General features: G+C 64.3%; 27 protein-coding genes and 1 pseudogene. 9 read left to right on the forward strand and 19 right to left on the reverse strand.

The window, feature by feature from the left end:
- Nucleotides 1-214: 214 nt before the first annotated feature.
- The 6 genes from IAE24_RS11860 to IAE24_RS11885 form a co-directional block, all read right to left on the reverse strand.
- Nucleotides 215-991 carry an enoyl-CoA hydratase/isomerase family protein gene (locus IAE24_RS11860; RefSeq protein ID WP_013803009.1) on the reverse strand — a complete coding sequence of 259 codons (777 nt, stop codon included), beginning with the start codon at nucleotides 989-991 and terminating at the stop codon, nucleotides 215-217.
- Between the two features lie 43 nt (nucleotides 992-1,034).
- A complete protein-coding gene (locus IAE24_RS11865) occupies nucleotides 1,035-1,868 on the reverse strand; it encodes an amidohydrolase family protein (RefSeq protein ID WP_099734038.1) in 834 nt (277 codons plus the stop codon).
- Nucleotides 1,869-1,883: 15 nt separating this feature from the next.
- Nucleotides 1,884-2,606 carry an NAD(P)H-dependent oxidoreductase gene (locus tag IAE24_RS11870; RefSeq protein WP_099734039.1) on the reverse strand — a complete coding sequence of 241 codons (723 nt, stop codon included), beginning with the start codon at nucleotides 2,604-2,606 and terminating at the stop codon, nucleotides 1,884-1,886.
- Complete coding sequence (locus IAE24_RS11875; protein ID WP_199960950.1) at nucleotides 2,603-3,337, reverse strand: enoyl-CoA hydratase-related protein; 735 nt, start codon at nucleotides 3,335-3,337, stop codon at nucleotides 2,603-2,605. The genes IAE24_RS11870 and IAE24_RS11875 overlap by 4 nt, the downstream gene beginning before the upstream one ends.
- Entirely contained in the window at nucleotides 3,334-6,876 is a 3,543-nt protein-coding gene (locus tag IAE24_RS11880) for an indolepyruvate ferredoxin oxidoreductase family protein (RefSeq protein ID WP_199960951.1), read from the reverse strand. Before IAE24_RS11880 ends, IAE24_RS11875 begins: the two co-directional genes overlap by 4 nt.
- A 228-nt stretch (nucleotides 6,877-7,104) precedes the next feature.
- A complete protein-coding gene (locus IAE24_RS11885; RefSeq protein WP_099734042.1) occupies nucleotides 7,105-7,392 on the reverse strand; it encodes a hypothetical protein in 288 nt (95 codons plus the stop codon).
- Nucleotides 7,393-7,505: 113 nt separating this feature from the next.
- On the opposite strand from IAE24_RS11885, the gene IAE24_RS11890 reads away from it, so the two are divergent.
- Both IAE24_RS11890 and IAE24_RS11895 read left to right on the forward strand, forming a co-directional pair.
- Nucleotides 7,506-8,498, forward strand: a complete 993-nt coding sequence (locus IAE24_RS11890) for a GlxA family transcriptional regulator (RefSeq protein ID WP_199960952.1) — start codon at nucleotides 7,506-7,508, stop codon at nucleotides 8,496-8,498.
- A gap of 22 nt (nucleotides 8,499-8,520) precedes the next feature.
- The gene (locus tag IAE24_RS11895) at nucleotides 8,521-9,240 is read left to right on the forward strand and encodes a Crp/Fnr family transcriptional regulator (protein ID WP_099734044.1); all 720 of its coding nucleotides are present in this window, start codon (nucleotides 8,521-8,523) and stop codon (nucleotides 9,238-9,240) included.
- Nucleotides 9,241-9,450: 210 nt separating this feature from the next.
- Here the strand turns inward: IAE24_RS11895 and IAE24_RS11900 are convergent, their stop codons facing one another.
- From IAE24_RS11900 to IAE24_RS11930, 7 genes and pseudogenes are all read right to left on the reverse strand, one after another.
- Nucleotides 9,451-10,050 carry a 2-hydroxychromene-2-carboxylate isomerase gene (locus IAE24_RS11900; RefSeq protein ID WP_199960953.1) on the reverse strand — a complete coding sequence of 200 codons (600 nt, stop codon included), beginning with the start codon at nucleotides 10,048-10,050 and terminating at the stop codon, nucleotides 9,451-9,453.
- Between the two features lie 2 nt (nucleotides 10,051-10,052).
- Nucleotides 10,053-10,736: a glutathione S-transferase family protein gene (locus IAE24_RS11905; RefSeq protein WP_199960954.1), complete on the reverse strand. Its 684-nt coding sequence runs from the start codon at nucleotides 10,734-10,736 to the stop codon at nucleotides 10,053-10,055.
- Between the two features lie 251 nt (nucleotides 10,737-10,987).
- Nucleotides 10,988-11,486: pseudogene (locus IAE24_RS11910) on the reverse strand (DUF3363 domain-containing protein); the annotation flags it as partial.
- Between the two features lie 309 nt (nucleotides 11,487-11,795).
- On the reverse strand, nucleotides 11,796-13,412 hold the full coding sequence (gene guaA, locus IAE24_RS11915; protein WP_034364424.1) for a glutamine-hydrolyzing GMP synthase: 1,617 nt from the start codon (nucleotides 13,410-13,412) through the stop codon (nucleotides 11,796-11,798).
- A 31-nt stretch (nucleotides 13,413-13,443) separates the two neighbouring features.
- Nucleotides 13,444-13,878: a type II toxin-antitoxin system VapC family toxin gene (locus IAE24_RS11920; RefSeq protein ID WP_012204856.1), complete on the reverse strand. Its 435-nt coding sequence runs from the start codon at nucleotides 13,876-13,878 to the stop codon at nucleotides 13,444-13,446.
- Entirely contained in the window at nucleotides 13,875-14,153 is a 279-nt protein-coding gene (locus tag IAE24_RS11925; RefSeq protein ID WP_013803020.1) for a type II toxin-antitoxin system Phd/YefM family antitoxin, read from the reverse strand. Before IAE24_RS11925 ends, IAE24_RS11920 begins: the two co-directional genes overlap by 4 nt.
- Nucleotides 14,154-14,292: 139 nt before the next feature.
- Nucleotides 14,293-15,222, reverse strand: a complete 930-nt coding sequence (locus IAE24_RS11930; protein WP_199960955.1) for a LysR family transcriptional regulator — start codon at nucleotides 15,220-15,222, stop codon at nucleotides 14,293-14,295.
- 92 nt (nucleotides 15,223-15,314) lie between these two features.
- Between IAE24_RS11930 and ilvD the strand changes: the two genes are divergently transcribed.
- On the forward strand, nucleotides 15,315-17,009 hold the full coding sequence (ilvD, locus tag IAE24_RS11935) for a dihydroxy-acid dehydratase (RefSeq protein ID WP_013803022.1): 1,695 nt from the start codon (nucleotides 15,315-15,317) through the stop codon (nucleotides 17,007-17,009).
- Between the two features lie 89 nt (nucleotides 17,010-17,098).
- Here ilvD and guaB read toward each other — a convergent pair whose 3' ends face one another.
- The gene (gene guaB / locus IAE24_RS11940; RefSeq protein ID WP_013803023.1) at nucleotides 17,099-18,574 is read right to left on the reverse strand and encodes an IMP dehydrogenase; all 1,476 of its coding nucleotides are present in this window, start codon (nucleotides 18,572-18,574) and stop codon (nucleotides 17,099-17,101) included.
- Nucleotides 18,575-18,710: 136 nt separating this feature from the next.
- Between guaB and IAE24_RS11945 the strand changes: the two genes are divergently transcribed.
- Nucleotides 18,711-19,268, forward strand: a complete 558-nt coding sequence (locus tag IAE24_RS11945; RefSeq protein WP_199960956.1) for a DUF4124 domain-containing protein — start codon at nucleotides 18,711-18,713, stop codon at nucleotides 19,266-19,268.
- A 13-nt stretch (nucleotides 19,269-19,281) separates the two neighbouring features.
- Here the strand turns inward: IAE24_RS11945 and IAE24_RS11950 are convergent, their stop codons facing one another.
- Together IAE24_RS11950 and IAE24_RS11955 are read right to left on the reverse strand one after the other, a co-directional pair.
- Nucleotides 19,282-19,626 (reverse strand): RnfH family protein, encoded by a 345-nt coding sequence (locus IAE24_RS11950; protein ID WP_199960957.1) that lies wholly within the window; start codon nucleotides 19,624-19,626, stop codon nucleotides 19,282-19,284.
- A complete protein-coding gene (locus tag IAE24_RS11955; RefSeq protein WP_034398355.1) occupies nucleotides 19,619-20,071 on the reverse strand; it encodes a type II toxin-antitoxin system RatA family toxin in 453 nt (150 codons plus the stop codon). Before IAE24_RS11955 ends, IAE24_RS11950 begins: the two co-directional genes overlap by 8 nt.
- A gap of 168 nt (nucleotides 20,072-20,239) precedes the next feature.
- Here IAE24_RS11955 and smpB point away from each other — a divergent pair, with 168 nt between their 5' ends.
- From smpB to IAE24_RS11975, 4 genes are all read left to right on the forward strand, one after another.
- Nucleotides 20,240-20,713, forward strand: a complete 474-nt coding sequence (gene smpB / locus IAE24_RS11960) for an SsrA-binding protein SmpB (RefSeq protein ID WP_013803027.1) — start codon at nucleotides 20,240-20,242, stop codon at nucleotides 20,711-20,713.
- Between the two features lie 109 nt (nucleotides 20,714-20,822).
- Entirely contained in the window at nucleotides 20,823-21,239 is a 417-nt protein-coding gene (locus tag IAE24_RS11965) for a COG4315 family predicted lipoprotein (RefSeq protein ID WP_012204847.1), read from the forward strand.
- Between the two features lie 30 nt (nucleotides 21,240-21,269).
- On the forward strand, nucleotides 21,270-21,845 hold the full coding sequence (locus IAE24_RS11970; RefSeq protein ID WP_099751396.1) for an RNA polymerase sigma factor: 576 nt from the start codon (nucleotides 21,270-21,272) through the stop codon (nucleotides 21,843-21,845).
- 10 nt (nucleotides 21,846-21,855) lie between these two features.
- The gene (locus tag IAE24_RS11975) at nucleotides 21,856-22,695 is read left to right on the forward strand and encodes an anti-sigma factor family protein (RefSeq protein WP_065347246.1); all 840 of its coding nucleotides are present in this window, start codon (nucleotides 21,856-21,858) and stop codon (nucleotides 22,693-22,695) included.
- 15 nt (nucleotides 22,696-22,710) lie between these two features.
- Here the strand turns inward: IAE24_RS11975 and IAE24_RS11980 are convergent, their stop codons facing one another.
- Entirely contained in the window at nucleotides 22,711-23,406 is a 696-nt protein-coding gene (locus tag IAE24_RS11980) for a DAPG hydrolase family protein (protein WP_013803030.1), read from the reverse strand.
- Nucleotides 23,407-23,562: 156 nt separating this feature from the next.
- Here IAE24_RS11980 and IAE24_RS11985 point away from each other — a divergent pair, with 156 nt between their 5' ends.
- The gene (locus tag IAE24_RS11985) at nucleotides 23,563-24,228 is read left to right on the forward strand and encodes a TetR/AcrR family transcriptional regulator (protein ID WP_199960958.1); all 666 of its coding nucleotides are present in this window, start codon (nucleotides 23,563-23,565) and stop codon (nucleotides 24,226-24,228) included.
- Between the two features lie 73 nt (nucleotides 24,229-24,301).
- On the opposite strand, the gene IAE24_RS11990 is transcribed toward IAE24_RS11985, so the two are convergent.
- Complete coding sequence (locus IAE24_RS11990; RefSeq protein WP_199960959.1) at nucleotides 24,302-25,393, reverse strand: enoyl-CoA hydratase/isomerase family protein; 1,092 nt, start codon at nucleotides 25,391-25,393, stop codon at nucleotides 24,302-24,304.
- Between the two features lie 142 nt (nucleotides 25,394-25,535).
- Complete coding sequence (locus IAE24_RS11995) at nucleotides 25,536-26,567, reverse strand: Bug family tripartite tricarboxylate transporter substrate binding protein (protein WP_199960960.1); 1,032 nt, start codon at nucleotides 26,565-26,567, stop codon at nucleotides 25,536-25,538.
- Nucleotides 26,568-26,593: the final 26 nt, after the last annotated feature.

The raw sequence follows: 26,593 nt of genomic DNA on the forward strand, positions 1-26,593 counted from the left end.
GGACTGCGACGCCCTCCACGTCTACAAGTTTTTGAATTTCGATGTGATACATACGGTCCACTCCACCGACAGGTGAAACGCTGACAAAGGTCTTGGCGCAGATATACGTTCTGAAATCCATGGCAAAGCGACCTCCTCCCTCAGTGAAGGGGCGGAGGCAAAACGATCTGCCAGATGAGATGCGCGTTGAAGATGCGACGCGCTGCGCGTCGCACTATTTGCGCTTGTGCATGATCTCGAGCCGACGGCGATCCTGGGCCTGTCGGTTGCCAGGATCGCTCATACCGTTCGGCAGCAAGGCATCGAGAGCAACAGTACGCTCGTCGATCTGCTTGTTCGTCGCATCCTGCAGCGCCTTTTTGGACATCGCGTAGGCGACGTTGCAGTCGGGAGTGATGCAGCGTGCATAGCTTATGGCCGTGGACAGCAGTTGGTCCGGCTCCACCACTTCATGAAAGAACCCCAGGCGCTCGGCCTCTTCCAGACCGTACAACTCGCCACGCAAGGTGGTCAGCGCCCCCACCTTGTCGCCCAGGGCGTACTTGATGATCTCCACGTAGGCGGCAGGCATGGGAATGCCGATAGGCACTTCGTTGAGACCGAATTTCGCGGTCTTGCGGGCCGCAACGCGGAAATCACAATCGAGGGCAGTGATCAAGCCACCTGCGATGGCATGGCCGTTGATGGCCGCCACCGTGGGCCGCGGGTATCGGAAGATGCGCAGATTGGTTTCGCGGTAGGCCTTGTACCAATCGCGGATCTTGTCGTGGCTGCCGCTTCCGAAGATCTCGAAGCTGTACTGGAAGTCGATACCAGCCGAGAAAGCATCGCCCTGCCCCGTCAGGACGACCGGCAGCTCACTGAACTCTCGCTCGAGGCGATCGAATGCTGCGTGCAGGTCGGCGAAGAACTGATCGTTCTGGACGTTGACCTTGTTGGTGTTCATGCGCACGACGGCGCATTCATCAATGACTTCGATATCCCATGCCATGTGAGTCTCCTTCAGTTGTTAAACGAAATAGCGGCCGGCGGAATCAAGCTTGCAGGTTGAACGCACGACGCGCATTCCCAGCAAGGAATCGGGGGAGTACATCGTCTCCGAGTTCAAGCGCCTGAATGTCCTTCAGGCATTGCGCCGGGGTCAGCATCGGATAGTTGGTGCCGAAAAGCACCTTGTGCTTTCCGGGGCCGCGCATGTAAGCCACCAGTTCCTGAGGAAACCGGGAAGCCTTGTAGGCCGAGGTGTCGACGTACACGTTCGGGTGCTTCATCATGAGCGAGATCATCTCGCTCACCCAGGGGAATCCGATGTGCCCACCGACGATGCGCAGTTCAGGGAACTCGTGCGCAACGTTGTCCAAATAGGGGATCGGCCGCCCAGGCTCAGAAGGCCGCATTGGCCCGGCATGGCCCACCTGCAGACAGAAGGTGACACCGAGTTCGACGCATTCGGCATAGAGGGGGTAGTACCTGCGATCATCAGGAGGAATCCCCCACAGCCAGGGCAGGACACGCAGCCCTTTAAAACCGAACTGCTTGACGCATCGGCGCAGCTCCCTCACCGCGTCCATCGGCCTGTTGATGTCGACGGACGCAATTCCGGCCACATATCCGGGATTCGCCTTGACCGCTGCGGCCACTTCGTCGTTCGTGATCATTGGCCCGGCCGGCCCCCACCACGCGCTTGCAATAGTCCTCGTGACACCCTGCTCGCGGAATGTCTTGAGCGCCTCGTCGTGCGAGATGTCAGGGTTGTCCTGCGCCAGCGTCCGCCAAGCCGTGGGCCAACGGCGCAGCGAATCGAACATGGGGTCGAGCAAGTACGCCTTGTTCGGAAGCTGCATCCAGGCGTCAATGATTTCGGTCATCTCACTACTCCTGGGTCACGTGGATGAAGCCTGCGCCACCTTGGGCCGGAACTGGTCGTCGAAATCATTCAGGCTGGGCATCGACAATACCGGCCGGCTGTCGATGTTCTCCACGGCGTGGAAAAGCTTCATGAGCATGCCAGTACGCTCCGTGTTGTCCACATACGGTACGTGGTACGCGAAGAACGGCTCATGGACGGAGTAGCCCACATACCCCAACGTGCCCTGCAGCAGATGCTTGAGCATGTCCTTCAGGTCGCCATGGATCGAGCCGGGGCCGAACATGTAGTCCCGCCCGCCCAGCGACGCCACGACCATCGCGCGCTTGCCGCGCATGCCGCCTTGGTCGTAGACCCGCATTCCACCGTAAAAGACACCGGACAGAAACACCCGGTCGATCCAACCCTTGAGTTGGGCCGGTACTGAGTACCAGAAGATGGGGAACACCAGCACGAGCAGATCGGCATTGCGCACGGCCTCGACCTCGGCGGCAATCTGTGGATCGATGGTCTGGTTTTGCCAGGCGTGACGCTGCTCCAGTGGATAGACCAGATAGTCCTCGCGTGACCGGGTTCCGAAATCATCTGCACTGGCCACAGCGTTGAAGCCGATTGCCTGCAGATCGGTCATGCTCGTCTGCCAACCATCTTTTTCCAGGGCCTCCTTGGTCATGTCGCGCATGGCTGCGACGAACGAGTTCGGTTCAGGGTGCGCGTAAACGATGTGTGCGCGTTTCATTGCGTGCTCTCCATTGCCTTTCGACGGCGACCGACGGCCGCGTTGATTTCGATCACCTCTTCGTCAATGCGCTGGTGATACTCGCTGCTGGGATGCAGCCAGTCCTTGATGCGACGAACAATCGTTGGATCCTTCGCGGCGAGAAACTTTGCACGCTCCCAGGCCCGTGCACCAACCTCTGCCGCCGGCGGGGCTTCTGCAACAAGTCCCCACTCGCATGCCTCGGCGCCCGTGAACTTCTCGCCACCGAGGAGCAGGCGCCTGGCACGCGGCAGGCCGACAGCCCGCTGCAGCAAAAGCGTGCTGGCCGCCTCCGGGACAATGCCCAGGTCGACGAAGGGAAGCCGTAAAACCGTGTCGGCACTCGTTACCACCCAATCGGCATGCAGCAGCCAGGTCACACCGATCCCCGTGGCGGAGCCTTGCACCGCGATCACGACAGGTTTTCTCACATCGGCGATGGCGTGCAGGAAGGTAGGTACGGCATCCTGCGGCTTCTGAGGCCACTCCTCGAAAGCCTTCAAGTCATGCCCGGCGCAGAACACGTCGCCCGCCCCGGTCACCAGGATGCTGCGCACGTCGTCTCTTTCGTCGGCGGCCTTCAGGGCCTCGGCGATCGTCGCGAACATGGGCATGGTGAGCGCGTTTCGCTTTTCAGGCCGGGCGATACAGAGATGCCATACCCCGTCTTGCACACTGCACTGGATGGATTCAGTGTTTTGCGTCCTCACGATGAGGCTCCTTGCAAGCGGTGCTCATGGGTCATCGGCGGTGCGCCCTTGCCGGTAATCTCGCCCAGCAAGGCACGCTGGCGTTCACGCGCCTCCCCGATGGCTTTCAATTTCACGTGCCCAAACCCACGGATCTGCTCAGGAATACGTGCCAGCTCCAGACACTTCTTCGGATGGGTTGCGATGAAAGGCAGCGTGGCCTGGATACCTTTCTTGTATTCGTCGATAAGCGCGCGCTCTGTCCTGCGCTCGTGCGTGTAGCCGAACGGATCGAACAGCGTGCCCCGCAAGAACTTCAGCTTCGCAAGGACCGTGAAGGCCGACGCCATCCAGCCGCCGTACAGTTGCTTGCGCGGCAAACCGTCCGAGCCGCGACGGGCGAACAGTGGCGGCGCCAGGGAGAACCCAACTTTGTATTCGCCATCGAACTGGCTTTCGATCAGCTTGCGCAGCTCCGCAGACGAATGCAGACGCGCCACCTCATACTCGTCCTTGTAGGCCATCAGCTTGAAGAGGTTCTTGGCGACGGCCTGTTCGTAGCCGTCGGGCATTGCAGCACCGGACGAACCTAACTTGCGCAGAAAGCCTTCGTACTGCTGGGCATAGCTGCTGCCCTGGTAGGCCACAAGCCGGTCGCGGCGGTCTTGCACCAGCTGAGGCACATTTTCTTTGCCGCCTCTGGGGAGCCATTGCACGACCGCAGCGGGCTTCGCCACCAGCCGCTGTGGCGACACCACATACTGCCGCCCGATCTTGAACGCGCGCAGGTTGGCCTCCACCGCCTGTCCATTGAGCTCGATCGCGCGGCGCAGCGCATCGTGCGACAGCGGCACCTGCCCCGCCTGCCAGGCCGCGCCCAGCAAGATCATGTTGGCATAGACGCTATCTCCGCAGTAGCGCACCGCGATGTCATGGGCCGGGATCTTGGCCAGGTTCTTCTCTGCGCACGCCTGTTCGATGGTGGCCCACAGCGCCTCGTTTGGCATGCTGAAGTCACGGTTGCGCTGAAAGTCGGAAGTGGGCGATACATTGGTGTTCACCATGGCGCGGCAATTTGGCTTCAGCCGGCTGACGGAGTCCGGATGAGCGCTCACCACCAGATCGCCCCCAATAAGTGCATCGGCGGTGGCGTCCGGTATGCGGGGTGCATGGATGTCCTCGGCTGATGTCGCGATGCGTACATGACTCCACACCGCACCGCCCTTCTGCGCAAGGCCGGCCATGTCCATCACCGAGCAATGCAGGCCCTGCAAATGCGCGGCCATGCCCAGGATGTTGCCGATCGTCAGCACACCCGTGCCACCAATGCCATTGACAAGCACGGCGTAGCTGCTGTGCAGCGCTGGCAGTTGGGGATGGGATGGCTCGGGCCAGGCGGCGGGATCGCCTTCGGCGCCGGCAGCGGAAGCCACCGGTTTCTTGCGCAATGCCCCGCCCTCCACGGCCACGAAGCTCGGGCAAAAGCCATCGGCGCAGGAATAGTCCTTGTTGCATGAGGACTGGTTGATCTGGCGTTTTCGGCCCAGCGGTGTCTCCAGCGGCTCGATGGAAACACAGTTGCTCTTGACGGTGCAATCCCCGCAGCCTTCGCACACTTCCGGATTGATGACGTAGCGGACCGGAGGATCCGGGTATTTGTTGCGCTTGCGTCGGCGGCGCTTTTCAGCGGCGCAGGTTTGGTCGTAGACCAGGGCGGTCACGAAGGGCAGTTCGCGCAACTCGCGCTGGACGGCGTCCAGATCGCGCCGATGATGGAAGGTCGTGCCAGGCGCAAACGCTGTTTCGTGCCCCTTGTATTTCTCGACATCGTCGCTGACGACCACGATGCGTGACACGCCTTCGGCATGCAGCAGTTGCGTCAGCATCGGTGCCGTGAGCGGTCCGTCGTGCGGCTGCCCGCCCGTGAGCGCCGTAGCGTCGTTGAACAGGACCTTGAACGTCATCGGCGTCTTGGCCGCCACGGCCTGACGGATGGAGAGCGAACCCGAATGGAAGAACGTGCCATCGCCCATGTTGGCGAACATGTGCGGCCGCTTGGAGAAACGGCTTTGTCCCACCCAGGGAGCCCCCTCGCCGCCCATGTGCGTATAGCTCTCGGTGCGGCGATCCATCCAGTTGGCCATGTAGTGGCAGCCGATTCCGGCCGTGGCGCGCGAACCCTCCGGAACCTTGGTGGAGCTGTTGTGCGGACAGCCGGAACAGAAGTACGGCGTGCGCATGAGGGGCGCCAGGAGCTTGCCCTTTTCTGGCGTCGAGGGGAGCGCTTGGCAGGCGTCCATGCCTGCGGCATGCAGCCGCGCCTGCAGCGCCGCCGCGATGTCCGCGGGCCCGAGTTCGGCATCTCCGCGCAAAAGGCGCTGTTCATATGGAATCTCGAATTCCGCGCATTGGGGGCCGCCACTGGACTTGCCCACGACCTGGGGCGCTTTCTCGCCGCTTGCGGCAAGCGGGTAGAGGATGTCCTTGACCTGCTGCTCGATCAGGGCCCTCTTCTCCTCCACCACGAAGATCTCGTCGAGGCCCTGCGCAAACTCGCGGATGATCTGCGGCTCCAGCGGCCAAACCATGCCCAGCTTCAACAGGGCTATACCCCTCGCGTCCATATCCTGCTCACCGATACCGAGCAGCCCCAGCGCTTCGCGCACGTCGTTGTAGGGCTTGCCGCCCGCAATGATGCCGATGCGGGAACCTGCGCCCTTGGCCACGATGCGGTTCAACGCGTTCGCACGACAGTAGGACAGCGCCAGAGGCAGCTTGGTGCGCACGATCCGCGGCTCCTGCGTCGCCCACACGTCGGGCCAGCGGATGTGGACGTCTTCCGTCGCCTTGAAATCCTCGGGTGGCCGGCATTCGACCCGGAACGGATCAACGTCTGCGATCGATGTGGTCTCGACGATATCGCCCACGCACTTGAGCCCCACCCACAGGCCCGACGCGCGGCTCATTGCCCAGCCATGAATCCCGTAGTCGAGGTATTCCTGCACGTTGCTCGGGTACAGGATGGGGATGAACGACGCGACCAGCAACTGTTCGCTCTGGTGCGCGAACGAGGACGACTTGGCCGTATGGTCGTCGGCCGCCAGCACGAGGGCTCCGCCATGCGCAGAAGTTCCAGCCGCGTTGGCATGCTTGAGGGCGTCCGCGCTTCTGTCGACACCAGGCCCCTTGCCGTACCACATGGCGAACACGCCATCGACCGTGGCCTCCTCCGGGTGCTGCATCAACTGCTGGGTTCCCCAGCAGGCGGTTGCGGCCAGGTCTTCGTTGAGGCCCGGGATGAACTCGATCTGCCGTTCCTTGAGGAGTTTCTGAATACCCCAGAGGGTCTGATCAAGACCCGACAATGGCGACCCGCGATAACCGCTGACAAATCCGCCGGTGTTCAATCCTGCCGCGCGGTCGCGTGCACTCTGGTTGAGCAGCAACCGGACCAGCGCCTGCGAACCGCTGATGTAGGCAGGGCCACGGTCCAGCTGGTAGCGGTCCTCGAGCTTCGCGGGACGCAGCAGTGCGCCCGGTGCCGGCGCGACCTCAGACATGCCGCACCTCCCCATGTTGGGCGCAGTTGAAGAGAACGGCACTGGGATGTGCCTCGCACGAGGGAGTTGCACGCGGTGACAGACTCATGGGGACTTCCTTGTATTTGTTGCTCGGTCGGATACCGACCCTCCAATTAACTGTCACGTCGCCCCATTCGTACATTGGCGAAAGTGACTTTATCCATGCCAAATTCGCCACACACCTCGGGCTGCGCACGCTGGAGTCACTCAAAATGACAGCCCAAACACGAAATAGGCGATGCCGGCCACGGCTGTCATCGCGATGAGTGGGACAGCCACCAACGCGTACCCGCGATAAAAGTCGTGCACTTGACCCGCGGGGACGACAACGAAACCCGGGCAGCTCCCCAGCACGGAAACTTGGTCGCCGTCTTCACAGGCGGGATGGGGCTGTCTGTCAGCGACCTGGCGAGAGTTCGCGTTCATCTGGCTCTGCGAGGCTTGAGCGCAGGTAGGAACGTTGCCGCGCAATGACACAGGGGGTATGCCGCTCATCTCCGTGCTCCTTCTTGCTGTCGCTGGGCTAGAGGCCAGCAAGACTCATTAGGCAGACTGCGCGTCTTGGTGTAAATTGTCGAAACTGACATGTTCTATGCCGTTTTCGACCAATGCCACGTGCTGCCATCCTCACCTTCGACGGTTGCTATGCCTCCAGCGTGGCCGGGTTTGCCGACATCCTTCAAATCGCGAACTCCCATCTGAAACTCGAAGGCGCGCCAGCGTCCGCGCTGTTCGACTGGAGATTCGTGTCGCCATCGGGCGAGACCGCGATTGCCAGCAATGGCCTGGCCTTACCAACCCACAAGGTGGGACCACGAGAACGCTATGACCTGGTCTTCGTTCCTAGCTTCCACTACGGCGGACATCGCCAGTTTGATCAGTTCCTCAGTCGGCATGCCGATGCATGCACCTGGATGACGGCGCAATGGCAGTCAGGAGCATGGGTGGCAGCGAACTGCACGGGCACATTCATCCTGGCCCAGACCGGTTTGTTGGATGAACGCACCGCAACAACCACATGGTGGCTAGAGCGGCAGTTCAGGGAGAAATTTCCCCGCGTCGACCTGCAACTGCGACCGGTGCTCACCGAAATGGATCGACTGATCTGTGCAGGTGCATCGGCGTCGTATCTGCTTCAGACCATACGGGTCATCGAGCGCTTTGCGGGGCCTGTCATCGCGTCACAGTGTGCGAAGGCGATGCTGATCGATGTGAGCCAAACCAGCCAGATTCCCTACCTTCCGTTGTTGGCGCAAAAGAGTCACTCCGATGCGCTGGTGCATCGCGCCCAGCGGTGGCTTCAGAGCAAGATGACCCAGGATTTGAAGATCACGGAACTTGCCGATGCGCTCGCGGTCAGCGACAGAACCCTCATCAGGCGCTTTCGCAGTGTGCTGGACCAAACACCGTTGGCCTATCTTCAAGATCTCCGGCTGGAAGCTGCGCGTGCGCTGCTTGAGACCAGTTCGCACAGTGTCGAAGAAGTGGCAAGCCAGGTCGGGTACAGCGACACCAGTTCCTTTTCCAGACTCTTCCGTCAACGCATCGGGATGAGCCCGGGCGCCTACCGCGGCCGCTTCCAGGTGGATGTGTCAGTCTAATAAGAGAAGATGCGGAGACACGATGGAACAGAGAACCGTCCAGACATCCGCATACCAGCCGGCGCCGTCGTCCGCTCTGACCGAATTCCTCAGCCAGTGGCCATGGTTTTGCATGCTGCCCGAGGAGCTGCGGGCCATGACATTGCAGACCTCCATCGAGAAAAAGGTCGAGGCCGATGAATTCATCGCGCGGTCCGGCCAGCCCAGCGCATACTGGTACGGCGTGATGCGCGGCCACCTGCAGATGTACATCGCCGGGCCCGAAGGAGACGAGACGACGCTGTACTACCTCCGGGAAGGAGAATGGTGCGGCGACGGGTCCTTGTTGAAAAAGGAGTTGATGCAGTACGACCTGCGCTCGTTGACCTCCGCACAACTCTGCCTTGTTCCTGCGAACACGTTCAACGTTCTGCGCAGTTCGTCTCATGAGTTCAGCAACTTTCTTTGCGATGTCATGAACGCCCGCATGGGCGAGTTCGTAGGGATGCTCGTGGCATCGCGCCTACTGGGGCCCGAGATGCGGGTTGCGAAGGCACTCCTGATGCTCGCCAAGAACGGACGCGAAGACGCGCTCAGGCTGTCGATCAATCAACACAAGCTGGCATTGATTTGCGGACTCTCGCGCCAGCGGGTGAATATGGCTCTTGCCTCGTTCAAGCAGGGTGGAATTGTCCGTACCGAAGGCACCAAAGGCTATTTGATCGTCCACACACAACGCCTGCGCAACTACATCGGGATTTGACAGCGCATCCACTCGTCGACAACGTACGGCTGCAGACCGAGACCGAGCCCTGCACCACTCAGCCGAGAAAGGCTCCCACCTGTTTCCGATCGGGCATGGCTCGTGCGAGATTTCGCAGGCACGTACGCAAGCCTTCTTCAATGGCTGGATGCCAGAAGGGATGTCCGAGCATCTCGTGCACTGTGTCACCACGCTGGATGGACCAGGCCATCACGCCCTCAGGATCGCAGACTCAAGCAGATCCATGCGGTCTCCGCCCCAGAACATCTCACCCCTGTAGATGAAAGTCGGAGCGCCAAACACGCCTAGCCTCTCGGCATGTTCGAGCGTCCCTGCCAGCGCTGCCTCAGCTTCTCTTTGCAGGAACCCGTTCCACTCCGAAGATGACAGCCCCGCGTTGACCAGAGCCGCCTCCACCTCCGCGGGCGACTCCAGGTCGAACTCGCGCCGCCAGAACGCTGCGAGCAGCGGGTCACAGAATTCCCAGAGCCGATTCCTTGCCTTGGCAAAAAGGATGGCCTGGCTCGCGAGCGTCGGATTCCAGAGCTTCGTCGTGGACCGCACCGTCAACCCCTGCAGCTTTGCGAGCCTTCGGCAATCCATGTACAGGTACTTCAGCTTCGCGACATCACGGCTCGATCGCTGCTCGACTTCCCCGCCGTACGCGGACTGGAAATCCGTCACGTAAGGCCACCAATCGAAGGTGACGCCACTGCGCTGAGAGAGTGCGCGGGCCGGGCCGAGCGCGAGGTAAGAATAGGGGCTTCGCAGATCGAAGAACGCTTCCACCCGATCAATGTCGATCGACATGGTCAACGGTTCTTCTGGAAAAGATTGAGCTTTGCTTCGTCGGACTTCGTCACGTCCACCCATTCGTTTCTCAGGAGATCCAGGCCGCGGCCGACGCCAGGACGGCTGCGCACCCGGCCATACCAATCCTGCACACGAGGGAATTCGTCCAGGGGGACACCGGTCATCTTGTGAATCCGGATCCAGGCGAAGCTGGCCATGTCGGCAATCGAGTACTCACCGCAGATGAACTCGCGACCATCAAGACGGTCATCCAGAATTTTCAAGAGACGTCTTGTTTCCGTCTGGTAGCGTGTGATGGCATAAGGCACCTTTTCGGACGCATAGCGAAAGAAGTGTTGGGCTTGGCCCATCATCGGGCCGATCCCGCCGACCTGCCAGAACAGCCACTGAAGTACTTCGCTGCGCTGGCGCGGCTCCGTGGGGAGAAAGCGTTTCTCCTTCTCCGCCAGGTAGACCATGATGGCTCCGGTCTCGAAGACCGTGAACGGCCCGCCGCCGTCGGCCGGCGCATGGTCCACGATCGCCGGGATTTTCCCGTTCGGATTGATCGCGCGATAGGCGTCTGTGTGCTGGTCGCCTGCAGTGATGTTGATCGGAATGACCCGATAGGGAATCTCCAGTTCCTCGACGAGGATCTGCACTTTGTGCCCGTTCGGTGCCGCCCAGCTGTATAGATCGATCATCCTGCCTCCTTACGTGAAAAGCTCATCCACTCAAAGTTTGTGGATACCCAGCCCAGTTCCATCGCAGGTTAGCAGTGGTGACTGAAGCGTGATGTCTTTGCAACGACAGATCGGCTCCGGGGTGCCGGACGTATTCAGTCCACAAGGTTGATGTAGACCGGCAAGCTGAATTCGCCTTGCCAACTAGTCCTGCTGATGAAGTGACCTATTCATCTCTGCCTTTCAAGACGGACCTATGCCTTTTCCAAGTGATCTACCAGCCCTTGCTCTACCAGGAAGCCAGCGCGTTTGTGCAGGGCTTCCTTGACCTCGCTGCCAAAGCCGAGGTCGCCCAATCCCCTGCCCCCACCGATCAACTGCTGGTCCAGCAAGATCACGCCGATCGCGGGGGCCTGCCGCTCGATGGGTAGATGCGATTTCAGTTCAACAGCCACGCCGCTCAGGCGCTGCGCGTCGTAGCGGCGCCCCTGCTCGGGCAGGTCGCCGGGTACCTTCCATAGCCCTTCGGCCACGCGGCCCATGATCGTGCGGCCATCATCACCGGGCTCGAACACCGCCGGCTCGCGCGACTCGCCGTGCATCGCCGTGCATCGCCCGCTGCATCGTGCGGATGATGTCGCCGCGCTCGCCCAAGGCCCGCAAGGTCTTCTCGTCGTCGGAATGGATGGCCCAGGTGCCAGGCCGCATCTCGTAGGCCAAGCCCAGGCGCTGCAAGTGCTGCAGGCGGCCGAATTGCGCAGCGCGGTGTCGGTATGCATCGAGGTCTTTCCTCCTGTTCATGACGGCTTTTACCGTCAGGGGCCAGGAGACCTGCTGATGCCTGGAAAGCCGCATGAAACAAGCTTTCCAGAGGCGTGATTTACCGTCAAAGACCGATTTGGTCTCGATAGTCAACAAGGAGGTCTTAGTCCGGCCTCCGGTTTCTACCGTCACCTCTACCGTCAATCCGTTTCGCTACCCCGCGATAGTCACGGATAGCTGTCGTGACGTATTTCCTTTTAAATCAATACGTTACTTCGGATTTTCGATAGGTAGCGATAGTCCCCGAAGGACCTGATTTCACTCCCACTCAATCGTCGCCGGCGGCTTGGTCGAAACGTCGTAGGTCACGCGGTTGATGCCGCGCACTTCGTTGATGATCCGGCCAGACACCTTCTTGAGCAGGCCGTACGGCAGCTCGGCCCAGTCGGCGGTCATGAAGTCGCTGGTCTGCACGGCGCGCAGGGCCACGACGTAGTCGTAGGTGCGACCGTCGCCCATGACGCCCACGCTCTTGACGGGCAGGAAGACGGTGAAGGCCTGGCTGGTAAGGTCGTACCAGTTCTTGCCGGTGGCTTCGTCGGTCCAGTTGCGCAGTTCCTCGATGAAGATGGCGTCGGCGCGGCGCAGCAGGTCGGCGTATTCCTTCTTGACTTCACCCAGGATGCGAACGCCCAGGCCCGGGCCCGGGAAGGGGTGACGGTAGACCATTTCACGCGGCAGGCCCAGGGCCACGCCGAGTTCGCGCACTTCGTCCTTGAACAGGTCACGCAGGGGCTCGAGCAGCTTCAGGCCCAGTTGTTCGGGCAGGCCGCCGACGTTGTGGTGGCTCTTGATGGTGACGGCCTTCTTGCTCTTGGCTCCGCCCGACTCGATGACGTCGGGGTAGATGGTGCCCTGGGCCAGGAAGGTGGCGCCCTTGTGGCCACCGTCGCCCGCCTTGAGCTTGGCGGCCTCGGCCTTGAACACGTCCACGAACAGGCCGCCGATGATCTTGCGCTTGGCCTCAGGTTCGCTGACGCCGGCCAGCTTGCCCAGGAACAGGTCGCTTGCGTCCACGCGGATGACCTTGGCGTGCAGCTTGCCCTCGAACATTTCCATGACCATGTCGCCTTCATTGAGGCGCAGCAGGCCGTGGTCCACGAAGACGCAGGTCAGCTGGTCGCCGATGGCGCGGTGGATCAGGGCCGCGGCCACGGACGAATCCACGCCGCCCGACAGGCCGAGGATGACTTCCTCGTCACCCACCTGCTCGCGGATTTTGGCGACGGCTTCCTCGATGTAGTCGCCCATGATCCAGTCGGCATTCGCCGCACAGATCTCGCGCACGAAGCGGTTGAGCAGGGCCGCGCCCTGCACGGTGTGCGTGACTTCGGGGTGGAACTGGACAGCGTAGAAGCGGCGCGCCTCGTCGGCCATGCCGGCGATAGGGCAGGACGGCGTGGAGGCCATGACCTTGAAGCCCGGGGGCAGCTCGGTGACCTTGTCGCCGTGGCTCATCCAGACCTTGAGCATGCCGTGGCCTTCGGCCGTGGCGAAGTCCTCGATGCCCTTGAGCAGTTCGGTGTGGCCATGGGCGCGCACTTCGGCGTAGCCGAATTCGCGGGTGTGCGAGCCTTCGACCTTGCCGCCCAGTTGGGTGGCCATGGTCTGCATGCCGTAGCAGATGCCCAGCACGGGAATGCCCAGCTCGAACACGGCGTCGGGGGCGCGGTCGTCCACTTCGTAGACGCTGGCGTGGCTGCCCGACAGGATCACGCCCTTGAGGCGGCCGTCGGCGGCGAATTCGCGCACCCAGTCGCTGCTGACGTCGCAGGGGTGGACTTCGCAGTAGACATGGGCTTCGCGCACGCGGCGGGCGATCAGCTGGGTGACTTGGGAGCCGAAGTCAAGAATGAGGATCTTGTCGTGTTGCATGGTCATCTCAGGCAAAGGTGATGGGAGGGGATCAGAAATCTTCAGGGGCCAGCAGCGCCAGCCCGCGCTTGCGGGCGGCGGCGGCCTGGGCCGCGTCAAAGGTGGCCAGCGGCAGGCGCAGCGACTGCGCCAGCCACAGGTAGGCCGCGTCATAGACCGGCAGGCGGGTGTCCAGCGCCACGTCGAGCACGGCCTTGTGCTGGGCGGGCGCCAGTTCGTGCAGCTCCACGCGGTGGCGGATGGCCTCGAGCACGCCCCACAGGCCTTCGACCGAGCTGTGCGGAATGCGGCCGCCGTGCACGCCCGAGGCGATCAGGTTGCCGCATTCCCACTGCCAGAGGTTGGGCGCCTGCGGGTCCACTTCATGGCGGCGGATGCGGGTATACAGGCGCTGGGTGTGCACGCTGGCGGCATCGGGCAGCAGCCAGGCGGCGGTGACGGAGGCATCAAGCACGAAGGAGGTCATGCCTGGCTCCGGCCTGCGTGGCGCAGTCGGGTGGTGGAGTCCGGCGCCTGTGCCGACTGTGCCGACTGTGCCGGCCGCACCGTGGCCTGCAGCGCCTGCATCTGCTCCAGCTCGCGGGCGATCTGCTCGTCGGTGATCACGGGGCGGCGGCGCACCGGCAGCATGCGCACCACTTCCTTGCCGTGGCGGGTGATGCGCACTTCCTCGCCCTGCTCGACAAGTTCGATCAGGGCGGAGAAACGGGTCTTGGCTTCGTAGATGCCGACAGATTGCATGGCGGGGCTGAAAACAAAAACAGGCTGGTGTCCGGCCTGGCCCGAATTCTATCATTCTGGCCAGAATTTCCAAAAATTCAGACCAGAACAATGCGGATATTCGAGAGCTTTGCCTCGGGGGGCTGTCGGTGAACGCCACTCAGCGCTGTTCGCGCACGAAGCCGACAAACCGCGCCAGCGCGGGCGACATGGCTCCGGCAGGCCAGGCCAGGCTGGTCTCGCAGACCGGCAGAGCAACGGGTTTGCTGCCTAGTCGGGCGCTGGCGAAAACCGCCTCGCGGTAGACCACGCCAGGCCTGCAGAACTGCATCACGCTGGCGGGCACCCAGGCCAGGCCGATGCCGCCCCAGACCAGGTTCACGATGGTCTGCATCTGTATCGCCTGCTGCGCGATGCGCGGCACATGTCCGTGCCGTCGGTACAGATCCGTCACCGCGTCATGGAGCGAGGGCATGATGCGGCGCGGAAAGATCACCAGCGGCTGCTCCAGCACTTCGTCGAGCATCAGCCGGTCCGCGTCGGCAAGCGCATGCTGCTGAGGCAGGGCCAGCACCATGGCTTCCCGCCCTACAGCCAGGCGCTCCAGGCCGGCCGGCGCATGCCCCGGGGCATGCAGCATCAGCCCGGCATCGATCTGCCCGCGCTCGAAGGCTTCCATCTGCGCATCGCTGGTGGCCTCGACCAGCTCCAACGCCACACCGGGCGTGCCTGCAACGAAGTCCCGCACCCACAGCGGCAGCCGGGTGAAGCCGATGGTGGAGACAAAGGCCAGCCGCACGCGCCCCACTTCTCCCGCTGCCGCAGCCCGCGCAATCCCGGGCAGCGCTGCCGCCCGCGCCAGAAGCTCACGCGCCTGCGGCACAAGCGCCTCGCCAGCGGGCGTCAGCGCGACGTGGCGGCTTGAGCGCTCGAACAGCGCCACGTCCAGGCTGCGCTCCAGCTGGGCGATGGCCTGGGTGAGCGGCGGCTGCGTCATGTGCAGGCGCGACGCGGCGCGGCCGAAGTGCAGCTCGTCCGCCACGGCCAGGAATTGCCGCCAGACGCGCAGATCAATGGGGGGCTCATTCATATGTGCAGCATATCAATCATGCCGATGAATAGGATTGGATCAGATGAATCAGTCGGCCCATACTCATCCAGCCCCACAACGAGAGACATGCCATGACCCCGCCGAACCAGATCAACCGCCGAAGCTCCCACATCACCGAAGGCAAGGCGCGCGCAGCCAACCGCTCCATGTTCTACGGCATGGGCTACAAGGAAGAGGATTTCAAGAAGCCCATGGTCGGCGTGGCCAACGGCCACAGCACGATCACGCCGTGCAACTCCGGCCTGCAAAGGCTGGCGGACGCGGCCATCGCAGGCATCGAGGAAGCCGGCGGCAATGCGCAGGTGTTCGGCACGCCGACCATCTCGGACGGCATGTCCATGGGCACGGAAGGCATGAAGTACTCGCTGGTCAGCCGCGAGGTGATCGCCGACTGCATAGAGACCTGCGTGGGCGGCCAGTGGATGGACGGCGTGCTGGTGGTCGGCGGCTGCGACAAGAACATGCCGGGCGGCATGATGGGCATGCTGCGCGCCAATGTGCCGGCCATCTATGTCTACGGCGGCACCATCCTGCCCGGCAGGTGGAAAGGCCGGGACCTGAACATCGTCAGCGTGTTCGAGGCCGTCGGCGAAAACGCCGCGGGCAAGATCAGCGACCAGGAGCTCAAGGACATCGAGCAGCACGCCATTCCCGGCACGGGCTCGTGTGGCGGCATGTACACCGCCAACACCATGTCCAGCGCGTTCGAGGCGCTGGGCATGAGCCTGCCCTACTCCTCCACCATGGCCAATCCCCATGATGAAAAGGAGAACTCGGCCAAGGAATCCGCCAGGGTGCTGATCGAGGCCATCAAGATGGACCTCAAGCCGCGCGATATCGTGACCCGCAAGTCCATCGAGAACGCGGTCTCGGTGATCATGGCGACCGGGGGCTCCACCAATGCCGTGCTGCACTTTCTTGCGATCGCCCATGCGGCCGGCGTGCCCTGGTCTATCGACGACTTCGAGCGCATCCGCCAGCGGGTGCCGGTGCTGTGCGATCTCAAGCCCAGCGGCAGATACCTGGCGGTGGACCTGCACCAGGCGGGCGGCATCCCGCAGGTCATGAAGATCCTGCTGAATGCGGGCCTGCTGCACGGCGACTGCATCACCATCTCGGGCCAGACCATCGCCGAGACCCTGGCCGGCGTGCCTGACGAACCGCCTAACCCGCAGGTCATCCGCCCCCTCTCGGACGCGCTTTATCCGCAGGGCCACCTGGCCATCCTCAAGGGCAACCTGAGCCCGGAAGGTGCGGTGGCCAAGATCACGGGCCTGAAGAACCCGGTCATCACCGGCCCGGCACGCGTGTTCGACGATGAGCAATCGGCGCTTGCGGCCATCCTCGACGGCAGGATCCAGGCCGGCGACGTGATGGTGCTGCGCTACCTGGGCCCCAAGGGCGGCCCCGGCATGCCGGAAATGCTGGCACCCACGGGCGCCCTGATCGGCGCCGGCCTGGGCGAGAGCGTGGGCCTGATCACCGATGGCCGTTTCTCCGGCGGCACCTGGGGCATGGTGGTCGGCCACGTGGCGCCGGAAGCGGCTGTGGGCGGCACTATCGCGCTGGTGCACGAGGGCGACTCGATCACCATCGACGCGCACGCATTGCAGCTGCAGCTGAACGTGCCCGAAGACGTGCTCGCCCAGCGCCGCGCGGCATGGAAGGCCCCCGCGCCCCGCTACACGCGGGGCGTGCAGGCCAAGTTCGCGTTCAACGCATCGAGCGCCAGCTCGGGCGCGGTGCTGGACAACTTCGCCATCTGAGCTTCGTCATCTAGGCGCACAAAAAAAGAGGTCCGGGCAGTGGCTGCCCGGACCTCTTTTCCATCTCGCGCCAAGGCGCTGGATCGGGATCAGTCGGCGCGGTAGTTCGGCGCTTCCTTGGTGATCTGCACGTCATGCACGTGCGATTCACGGATGCCTGCGGCGGTGATCTCCACGAACTCGGCCGTGTTGTTCATCTCTTCGATGGTGGCGCAGCCGCAGTAGCCCATGGCAGCGCGCACGCCGCCGGCCATCTGGTAGACGATGGAGACCATGGAGCCCTTGTAGGGCACGCGGCCTTCGATGCCTTCGGGCACGAGCTTGTCGGCGTTGGGATTGCCGGTGCTCGATTCCTGGAAGTAGCGGTCGGCCGAGCCCTGCTGCATGGCGCCGATGGAGCCCATGCCGCGATAGCTCTTGTACGAACGGCCCTGGTACAGGATGACTTCGCCCGGAGCCTCTTCGGTGCCGGCGAACATGCCGCCCATCATGATGGTCGAGGCGCCAGCGGCCAGGGCCTTGGCGATGTCGCCCGAGAAGCGGATGCCGCCGTCGGCGATCAGCGGCACGCCCGTGCCCTGCAGGGCCTGGGCCACGCTGTCGATGGCCATGATCTGGGGCACGCCCACACCGGCGACGATGCGCGTGGTGCAGATGGAGCCAGGGCCGATGCCGACCTTGACGGCGTCGGCGCCTGCCTCGGCCAGTGCCAGCGCAGCGGCGCCGGTGGCGATGTTGCCGCCGATGACATCGACCTGCGGGTAGTTCTGCTTGACCCAGCGCACGCGGTCGATCACGCCCTTGCTGTGGCCGTGGGCCGTGTCCACCACCAGTGCATCGACGCCGGCCTTGACCAGCAGCTCCACGCGCTGCTCGGTGCCCTCGCCCACGCCCACGGCGGCGGCCACGCGCAGGCGGCCTGCGCTGTCACGCGCTGCGTTGGGGAAGGTGGTCTGCTTGGTGATGTCCTTGACGGTGATCAGGCCCTTGAGTTCAAAGGCGTCGTTCACGACCAGGATGCGCTCGAGCTTGTGCTTGTTGAGCAGGGCCTTGGCTTCCACGGGCGTGGTGCCGTCCTTCTCGTTGACGGTGATCAGGCGCTCGCGCGGCGTCATGATCTGGCTGACCTTGACGTCGTAGCGGGTCTCGAAGCGCAGGTCGCGGCTGGTGACGATGCCCACCACCTTGCCGCCGTCGCACACGGGAAAGCCGGAGATGCCGAGGTTCTCGGACAGCTGCAGCACCTGCAGCACGGTGTGCTCGGGGGTGATGACCACGGGGTCGTGCACCACGCCGGATTCGTGGCGCTTGACCTTGGACACTTCGGCAGCCTGTTGCTCTGCCGTCATGTTCTTGTGGATCACGCCGATACCGCCCTCTTGCGCGATGGCAATGGCCAGACGCGCTTCGGTCACGGTGTCCATGGCGGCGGACACAAGGGGGATGTTCAGGGAGATGTTGCGCGAAAAGCGCGTCTTGAGCGAGGTGTCCTTGGGCAGGACCTGGGAGAAAGCGGGGACCAGGAGGACGTCGTCGAAGGTCAGGGCTTTACCGAGAAGGCGCATGTGAGAGCTCCAAAAGAAGGATTGTACCCGTGCGCCGGATCACAATGTATGCTGTAGGCCATTGTTCCCCGCTATCGCTGCCCGCCATCATTTCCTGCTATTGCTACCTGCAACCGGCCCGATCACCCCAATCACCATGCATGCCACCAAGCTTGTTTTGCTAGCCGCGCTTGCCGCCTGTTCGCTGTCCGCAGCCGCCCAGTGGCAATGGGTCGACGCCACAGGCCGCAAGGTCTTCAGCGACCGCGCGCCACCCCCTGACATTCCGGCCAAGAACATCCTGCGCCAGCCTGGCGGCAGCGCGCCCGCTCCAGCAGCGGCGGCGCCATCCGCTGCACCGGCGGCTACAGATGCGGCCACGCAGCCCGCTGCAGATGCAACGGCACAGGCAGCGCCTGCCGCCGCCGCCAAGGACGCCAAGCCCGCAGGCACCGACAAGGCCCTGGAAGAGCAAAAGCGCAAGGCCGAGGCCCAGGAGGCCGCCAAGGCCAAGGCAGAAAAGGACCGCATTGCCAAGGATCGCCAGGAAAACTGTGCGCGGGCGAAACAGGCCAAGACGGCACTGTCATCGGGCGGCCTGCTGGCACACACCAATGCACAGGGCGAACGCGGCTTCATGGACGAAGCCACGCGCAACAGCGAACTCAAGCGCGCCGACGCCACCATCGCCTCGGACTGCGGCCCGGTGCGCTGAGCGCCTCCCTCCTTCAGTAACCGGCCTTGGCCCCGGGCCTTTGGTGCTGGAACAGGCCCGTGGCGCGGGCTCCCTGGCGCGCAAAGCGCTCGCGGCGCGCCACCTTGGGGTCCACGGTCAAGGGCCGGTACAGCTCCACGCGATCACCATCGCGCAAGCCTTGCGTCAAAGGTGCGCTGCGGCCCCAAAGGCCAGCGGGCCCCTCCTGTGCAAAGCCCAGCGCCTGCCAGCCACCAGCGGCATCGACCGCGTCGGCAATCGAGGCACCGGCCGGCAATTGCAAGGTCAGTTCAACGACTTCACCGGCACGCGGGCTGCATGCCAGCGTGATGCACAGAAACGGCCGGGGTTCAGCCATAGACCTGCTCGGCGCGCTTGACGAAGGCATCGACCATGGAGCCCGCGATGCGGTCGAACACCGGGCCGACCACGGCGGCCAGCGCCATGTTGTCAAAGCCATAGTCCAGTTGCAGTTCCACGCGGCAGGCGCGCTGCGAGCCGTCGCCCACGGGGCGGAACATCCAGTTGCCCTCCAGCCGCGAGAACGGCCCCTTGATCAGGCGGATGCTGACCTGGCGCCCGCCATCGTCGAGCACGCTGTGCGTGTTGCGCGTGACGAAGGACTTGCGCATGCCGCCGAATGCAATGCCCACCTCGGCCGTCATGCCCTGCTCGTCCTGCTCCAGCACCCTGGCCTGGTCGCACCAGGGGAGGAAGTCGGCATAGTGGGCCACGTCCGTCACCAGGGCAAACATTTCTTGGGGGCTGTACCAGATCAGGACGGACTTGTTGACTTTTTTCATGAATGGGGCGGGCTGCACGGCATGCAAAACACCGGCTGCGCGGTCATGGCGCATACGGCTGTCACAATGACGGCAAGGCGAAACTAAAATCCCGCACGGAGGCGAGACGGCAATCCAGTATTGTATGGAGAGCTTTCATCTCCAGGTTTTCGCCGCATCTATTACTCCATGGCCAAGAAACCTGAAACACAGTCGCGCATCGCCGACAACAAAAAAGCCGCGTTCAACTACTTCTTCGAAGAACGCTTCGAGGCCGGCATCGTGCTGCACGGCTGGGAAGTGAAGGCGCTGCGCAGCGGCAAGGTGCAGCTGACCGACGGCTACGTCATCGTCAAGGACGGCGAGCTGTTCCTGCTCGGCTGCCAGATCAACCCGCTCAAGACCGCCTCCACCCACGTCAATCCCGACGCGGCGCGCATCAAGAAGCTGCTGCTCAAGAAGGACGACATCCTGCGCCTGATCGGCAAGGTCGAGCAAAAGGGCTTCACGCTGGTGCCCATCAACCTTCACTGGAAGAACGGCTTCGTCAAGTGCGACATCGCCCTTGCCAAGGGCAAGGCCGAGCACGACAAGCGCGACGTGATCAAGGACCGCGAAGGCAAGCGCGAGGTCGAGCGCGCCATGAAGAGCTTCAACCGTTGACGGGCATCCGCAGCTTTTTTTGCACTGCTGCGGAATAAACCGGCACGGCCCAGTGTTCATTGCAGTGTCCGGCTGCAATTTCGCGCGCCGGCAAGCACCGGAGACAGCGATGAAGAAGCTCGGCATGAAACTTGGTACCTGTGCCTTCACGGCAGCCCTGACATTGACCCTGGCAGGCTGCTATTCCGCGCCTGCGGCCAACGCCTCTGGCCAGACCCCGCCCAGCGCGGTCAGCGTGCAAAACGGCATGCTGGTCGGCGCCAACGGCATGACGCTCTACACCTTCGACAAGGACACGGCCGGCAGCGGCAAGTCCGTCTGCAACGGCCCCTGCGCGACCAACTGGCCGCCGCTGATGGGCAAGCAGGCGCCGTCCGGCGGCAACTACAGCGTGATACAGCGCGACGATGGCAGCAGCCAGATCGCCTACAAGGGCAAGCCGCTGTACTACTGGGTGAAGGACGGCAAGGCCGGTGACACCACGGGCGACGGCGTCATGGGCGTCTGGCATACCGCACGCCCCTGATTCCAGCCGCATCCGCCTTCGGACCTGCCCATGGACCGCAGCCAGATCCTGGAGCACCTGCCCGGCCTGCGCCGCTATGCGCGGCTGCTGGCAGGCGATGCCTGGGCCGCCGACGACCTGGTGCAGGACACACTGGAGCGTGCCTGCCGCAAATGGCTGCTGTGGCGCCCCGACGGCGATCTGCGCGCCTGGCTGTTCACGCTGATGCACAACCTCTACCTGAACCAGCGGCGCTCTGCCGCGCGCGGGCAGTGGCTGGACATAGACAGCCTGTCCGAGACCCTGGCCGCGCCCGAGGACAGCAGCGACGCGGCCCTGGACCTGGAGCGCTGCCTGCAGCGCCTGCCCGCCGAGCAGCGGGCCGTGCTGCTGCTGGTCAGCGTGGAGGACATGAGCTACGCCGACACGGCGCGCGTGCTGCAGCTGCCCTTGGGCACCGTGATGTCGCGCCTGTCGCGCGCACGGTCCCGGCTGCGCGAATTGATGGAGGCCCCATCGGCCACCTCGGCCAACTCGGCCTCCTCTGCAGCGCCTGCACAGTCAGCACCGACCGCCAAGGCCGCAACACCCCAAGCCGCAGCCCCCGCGCTGCGCCGGCTCAAATGACGAGGCCGCCATGACCGCATCCGCCCCCACCCCTCTTTCATCTTCCTCGCCCTTGCCCCCGCCCATTTCCGACGAGCAGTTGCACGCCCTGGTCGATGGCCGCCTGCCCGCGCAGCAGGCGCAGGCGCTGCGCGACCAGCTGGACGAAGACAGTGCCGCGCGCGTGGAGCAATGGCAACGCCAGCGCCAGTTGCTGCGCGCCCTGCATGCCGCCCGGGATGAACCCGGCATGCCCGACGAAATGCGCGCCGCCGCCGAACAGTTGCAGGGCCTGCACCAGCGCCAGCAGCAGTGGTGGCGCTGGGGTGGCATGGCCGCGGGCTGGATGCTGGCCTTCGGCCTGGGCTGGCTGGTGCATGGGCAGCAGGCGGTGCCCGCCGCCGCGCCATCCACGGCGGCCACGCTGGCTGCCGCCACCCCGGCCCGCTTCGCCCACCAGGCGGCCGTCGCCCACGCGGTCTACCAGCCCGAGCAACGCCACCCGGTCGAGGTGGAGGCCGCGCAGCAGGCCCATCTGCTGCAGTGGCTGTCCAAGCGCCTGGGCCGGCCGCTGAAGCTGCCGGCACTCACGGACCTGGGCTATGAACTGGTGGGCGGCCGATTGCTGCCCGGCGACAGCGGCGCACGCGCCCAGTTCATGTACCAGGACGCGGCGGGCGAGCGCATCACCCTCTACCTGGGCGCGCTGCAGGACCCGGCCACGCACGGCGAGACCGCCTTTCACTTCAGCAGCGACGGCCCCGTGCCCAGCTTCTACTGGGTGGACCAGGGCTTTGGCTATGCGCTCAGCGGCGCCCTGCCGCGCAACCGGCTGCTGCAGCTGGCCACGGCCGTGCACCAGCAGCTTTGAAGCCTGGGGCCACGGCTACCAAGGCAGCGGCGCCGCCTCGCCGTTGCCATGCTCGCCGTAGTACAGCGAGGGCAGGAAGCGCGACAGGTAGGTGAACTCCGTGTAGCAATGGCGCAGCAGGCCCAGGCCCAGCGCGTCGGGCAGCTCGGCCGCCGGGTCGGCGCAGGACTGGCCCAGCAAAAAGCGGCTGCGCAGCACGCAGCCAAAAGGCGTGTCACGCGCCAGGTGCACCATCTGCCCGTCCATGGGGTCCCCGCTGGCGTCCAGCTGCACATGCTCGCCGAAGCCGATACGCGCATACACGGCGGCCGATGCGCGTTTTTCGGCAAAGGCCAGCTCCAGCTGCGCAGGGTCGAACAGCTCGCGCGGATCGTGGAACTTGAGCCTGGCCGCCACGGGCGGAATATCGGCCAGGGACTCCACGGCCTCGATGGACGCGCCGATGTAGCTCTCGCCCTTCTTCCATTGCGCATCCCAGCCACGATGCGCGATGTGGTCGTGCGGATGCCACCACTTGATGTGCTGCGTGGTCTCGAAGAACTTGAACCACCAGTCCAGCATGCGGCCGCTGCAGCCATGCAGGTCGGTGCGGCAGGCCACCACCAGGCAGCCGCTGGGCAGGCGCTGGATTCCCGTCTCCAGCCGCAGCGGCGTGATGTGCAGCAGCTCGTCGATGCGGGAAATGTCGGGCTCGAAGGCATGGGGGTTCATGGGTGTTTTCCGTTCCTGGGTTGATGAGGAAAAGCCATCTTATATTAAAGAAACGAACAACGTTTCCAAACAATCGGATAATCCCTGCCGGGTAACAAAATGCTGCACAACCAGGCACGACCCTGCACAACACCGAACGGAACGACAAGAAATCCAATGGAATCCGAAATCACTCCTGCGGCCCCCAGGCCGCGCGGGCGGCCGGCCCGGCCCGAGCACGAGGCCAACGACGCCGCCCTGGCCGCCGCCACCTGGCTCTTGCTCAACGAAGGCTATGCCGCCACCACCATGGAAGCCGTGGCCAGGCGCGCGGGGCTGGCCAAGAAGACGCTCTACCGCTTTGCAGCCAACCGCGAGGACCTGGTGGCCCTGGTGGTGCGCGGCTGGACCGACGGTTTCCGCCCCGCCCTGTCGGCCGATGCGCAGTCGGCCTCAGAGGTGGCGCCAGCGCTGGCCGAGATCCTGCGCGTGATTGCCGCGCGCGTGCTGTCGGCCGAGGCGGTGGGAATGTTCCGCCTGCTCACCACCGACTTTCCCGCCAAGCCCGAGTTGCTGGAGGTCTACCAGCGCAACGGCATAGAGCGCGGCCGCGGCATGCTGGTGGACTGGCTGCGGCGCCAGTGCGGCAAGGGGTTGCTGCGGGCCGAGCAGCCCGAAGTCGTCTGCGACATGCTGCTGTCCATGGCCATTGCCGAGCCCCTGCGGCAGATGGCCCTGGGCCTGACGCCGCCCGTGCCCGAATGGGATCCGGGCCCGCGCATTGACGACGCGGTACGGCTGCTGGCAGGCCATTCCTGCCGCATGGAGCCTGCGGATCGTTGAATGCAAAAAGGCCACCCGGCATGGCGCCGGATGGCCTTTTGGAAGCTTGAACGCTGAACGCTCTGCGCCGCGATCAGTCCAGCGCCGCCAGCGGATGCGAATGCGCAGGCCAGGGGCTGTCGAAGAAGGCGCGCCACTGCGCTTCCTGCACATCCTCGATGCGCGCAGGGTTCCAGCGCGGTTGGTGGTCCTTGTCCACGGCCAGTGCGCGTATGCCTTCGATGGTCTCGCTCTGGCCGGGGCGCAGGTAGAAGCAGTGGCGCACCATGTCGCGCTCCATGCGCAGGTCCTGGGCCAGCGTCATGCCGCGCGCGCGGCGGATCTGTTCCAGCACCACGTGCAGCATCAGCGGCGAGCGCTTGCGCAGCGTGGCAGCCGTGTGCCGGGCCCACTCGCCATCTGCCGCTTCCAGCGCCTGCACCATGGCAGCCACCGTGGGCAGGGCGAACACGCGGTCGATCTCGGCGCGGGGCTGGGCCGCTGGCTTGGCCGGGGCCGTGAACTTCGACTTCACCAGGGCCTCAACGGCCGCTGCATCGGCAAAGCTGCCGGCGGCCAGAGCGTCCCACAGCGCAGGCTGCTGGTCCGAGGGCAGGTAGCCATCGGCCAGGCCGAAGTCCAGCGCATCGGCCGCGCCGATCACATCGCCCGTCAGCGCCAGCCACTCACCCGCGTGACCCGGGCAGCGCGAGAGGAAGTAGCCGCCACCCACATCGGGGAACAGGCCGATGGCCGTCTCGGGCATGGCCATCTTGATGCGTTCGGTGACGATGCGCAGCGTGCCGCCCTGGCTGATGCCCATGCCGCCGCCCATGACGATGCCGTCCATGAAGGCGATGTAGGGCTTGCCAAAGGTGTGGATCAGGTGGTTGAGCGCGTACTCCTCGGTGAAGAAGTCCTCCAGCTGCGGATTGCCCGTGCTGCCCGCGCCATGCAGGAAGCGGATGTCCCCGCCCGCGCAGAAGGCGCCGAAGACCCCTTCCTTGCCCATGCCTCGGATGGCCACGGCCAGCACCTGCTCATCCTTTTGCCAGGCCAGCAGGGTGGCCAGCAGATCGCGCACCATGCCCAGCGACAGCGCATTCAGCGCCTTGGCCCGGTTCAAGGTGATCATGCCCATGCGGCCCCGCACTTCGCTGAGGACTTCGCCGGCAGCTCCCGTCATATCTTGCTCCTTGTTGCTATGCATGCCCTGCCCCGGCAGCCCGGGGCAATGAGCCGCAACCATAGCTGAAAAACCGCGCCCACCCCTGACAAACAGGTGCCAATTTGCGCAACTGCGCGACAGGCGGCGCAACGCCCCGCACTCAGTCCAGAGAGACGCCCGTACTCTTGACCACGCCGGCCCAGCGCTTGATCTCGCTGCGGATGTAGGCGCCGTATTCCTCGGGCGTGGAGCCCAGGCCTTCGGCGCCCTGTAGCTGCAGCTTCTCGACCACGCCCGGGGCCTTGAGCGCGCGCATCAGCTCCTGGTTGAGCCGCTGGATGATGGCGGCCGGCGTCTTCGCGGGCACCATCACGCCCTGCCAGGCGCCGGCCTCGAAGCCGGACATGCCGCTTTCGGCCAGCGTGGGTGCATCGGGGAAGTTGGGCAGGCGCTTGGAGGAACTGACGGCCAGCAGCTTGAGCCGCCCTTCCTTGATGAAGGGGGCGACCGAGTTGATGGTGTCGGTCATGAAGTCGATCTGCCCGGCGACCAGATCCACGTCGGCCGGCGCGCTGCCCTTGTAGGGCACGTGGCTGGCCTCGATCTGGTAGTGCTGCACGACCTGGAAGGCCGCCAGGTGGGTGACGTTGCCGTTGCCGGCCGAGCCATAGGACAGCTGGCCGGTCTTGTCCCTGGCATGGCGCACGAACTCCTGCACGTTCTTCACCGGCAGCTTGGGGTTGACCACCAGGCCCAGCGGCACCACGGCCGTCAGCGCCACGGGCATCAGGTCCTTGCCCACGTCGTAGCTCATCTTCTTGTACAGCGACGGGCTCAGCGCAATGGACGAGGTGTTGTAGAGCACGGTATAGCCATCGGGCGCGGCCTTGGCCACCAGGGCATTGCCGATGTTGCCATTGGCTCCGGGCCGGTTGTCCACGATCACGGTCTGGCCCAGTTGCTGGCCGACCTGCTGGGCCAGCACGCGCGCCACCAGGTCGGTGGGCCCGCCCGGCGGGAAGGGCACGACCATCGTGATGGGCTTGCTGGGCCAGGGCTGCTGCGCCAGCGCGGCGCCGGGCAGTGCCGCCCCCACTGCCACCGCCGCTGCCGCCGCAATAGGGGCCGCCAGGGTGACCAGCGCCATGCGGCGCCTTCTATTGCGGGCCGCCTTGTCGATCTGCTTGTCCATGCTTTTGTCTCCTGATGCCGTTATGG

It is taken from the genome of Delftia sp. S65, assembly GCF_016516495.1.
GTDB classification, from domain to species: domain Bacteria; phylum Pseudomonadota; class Gammaproteobacteria; order Burkholderiales; family Burkholderiaceae_C; genus Comamonas; species Comamonas acidovorans.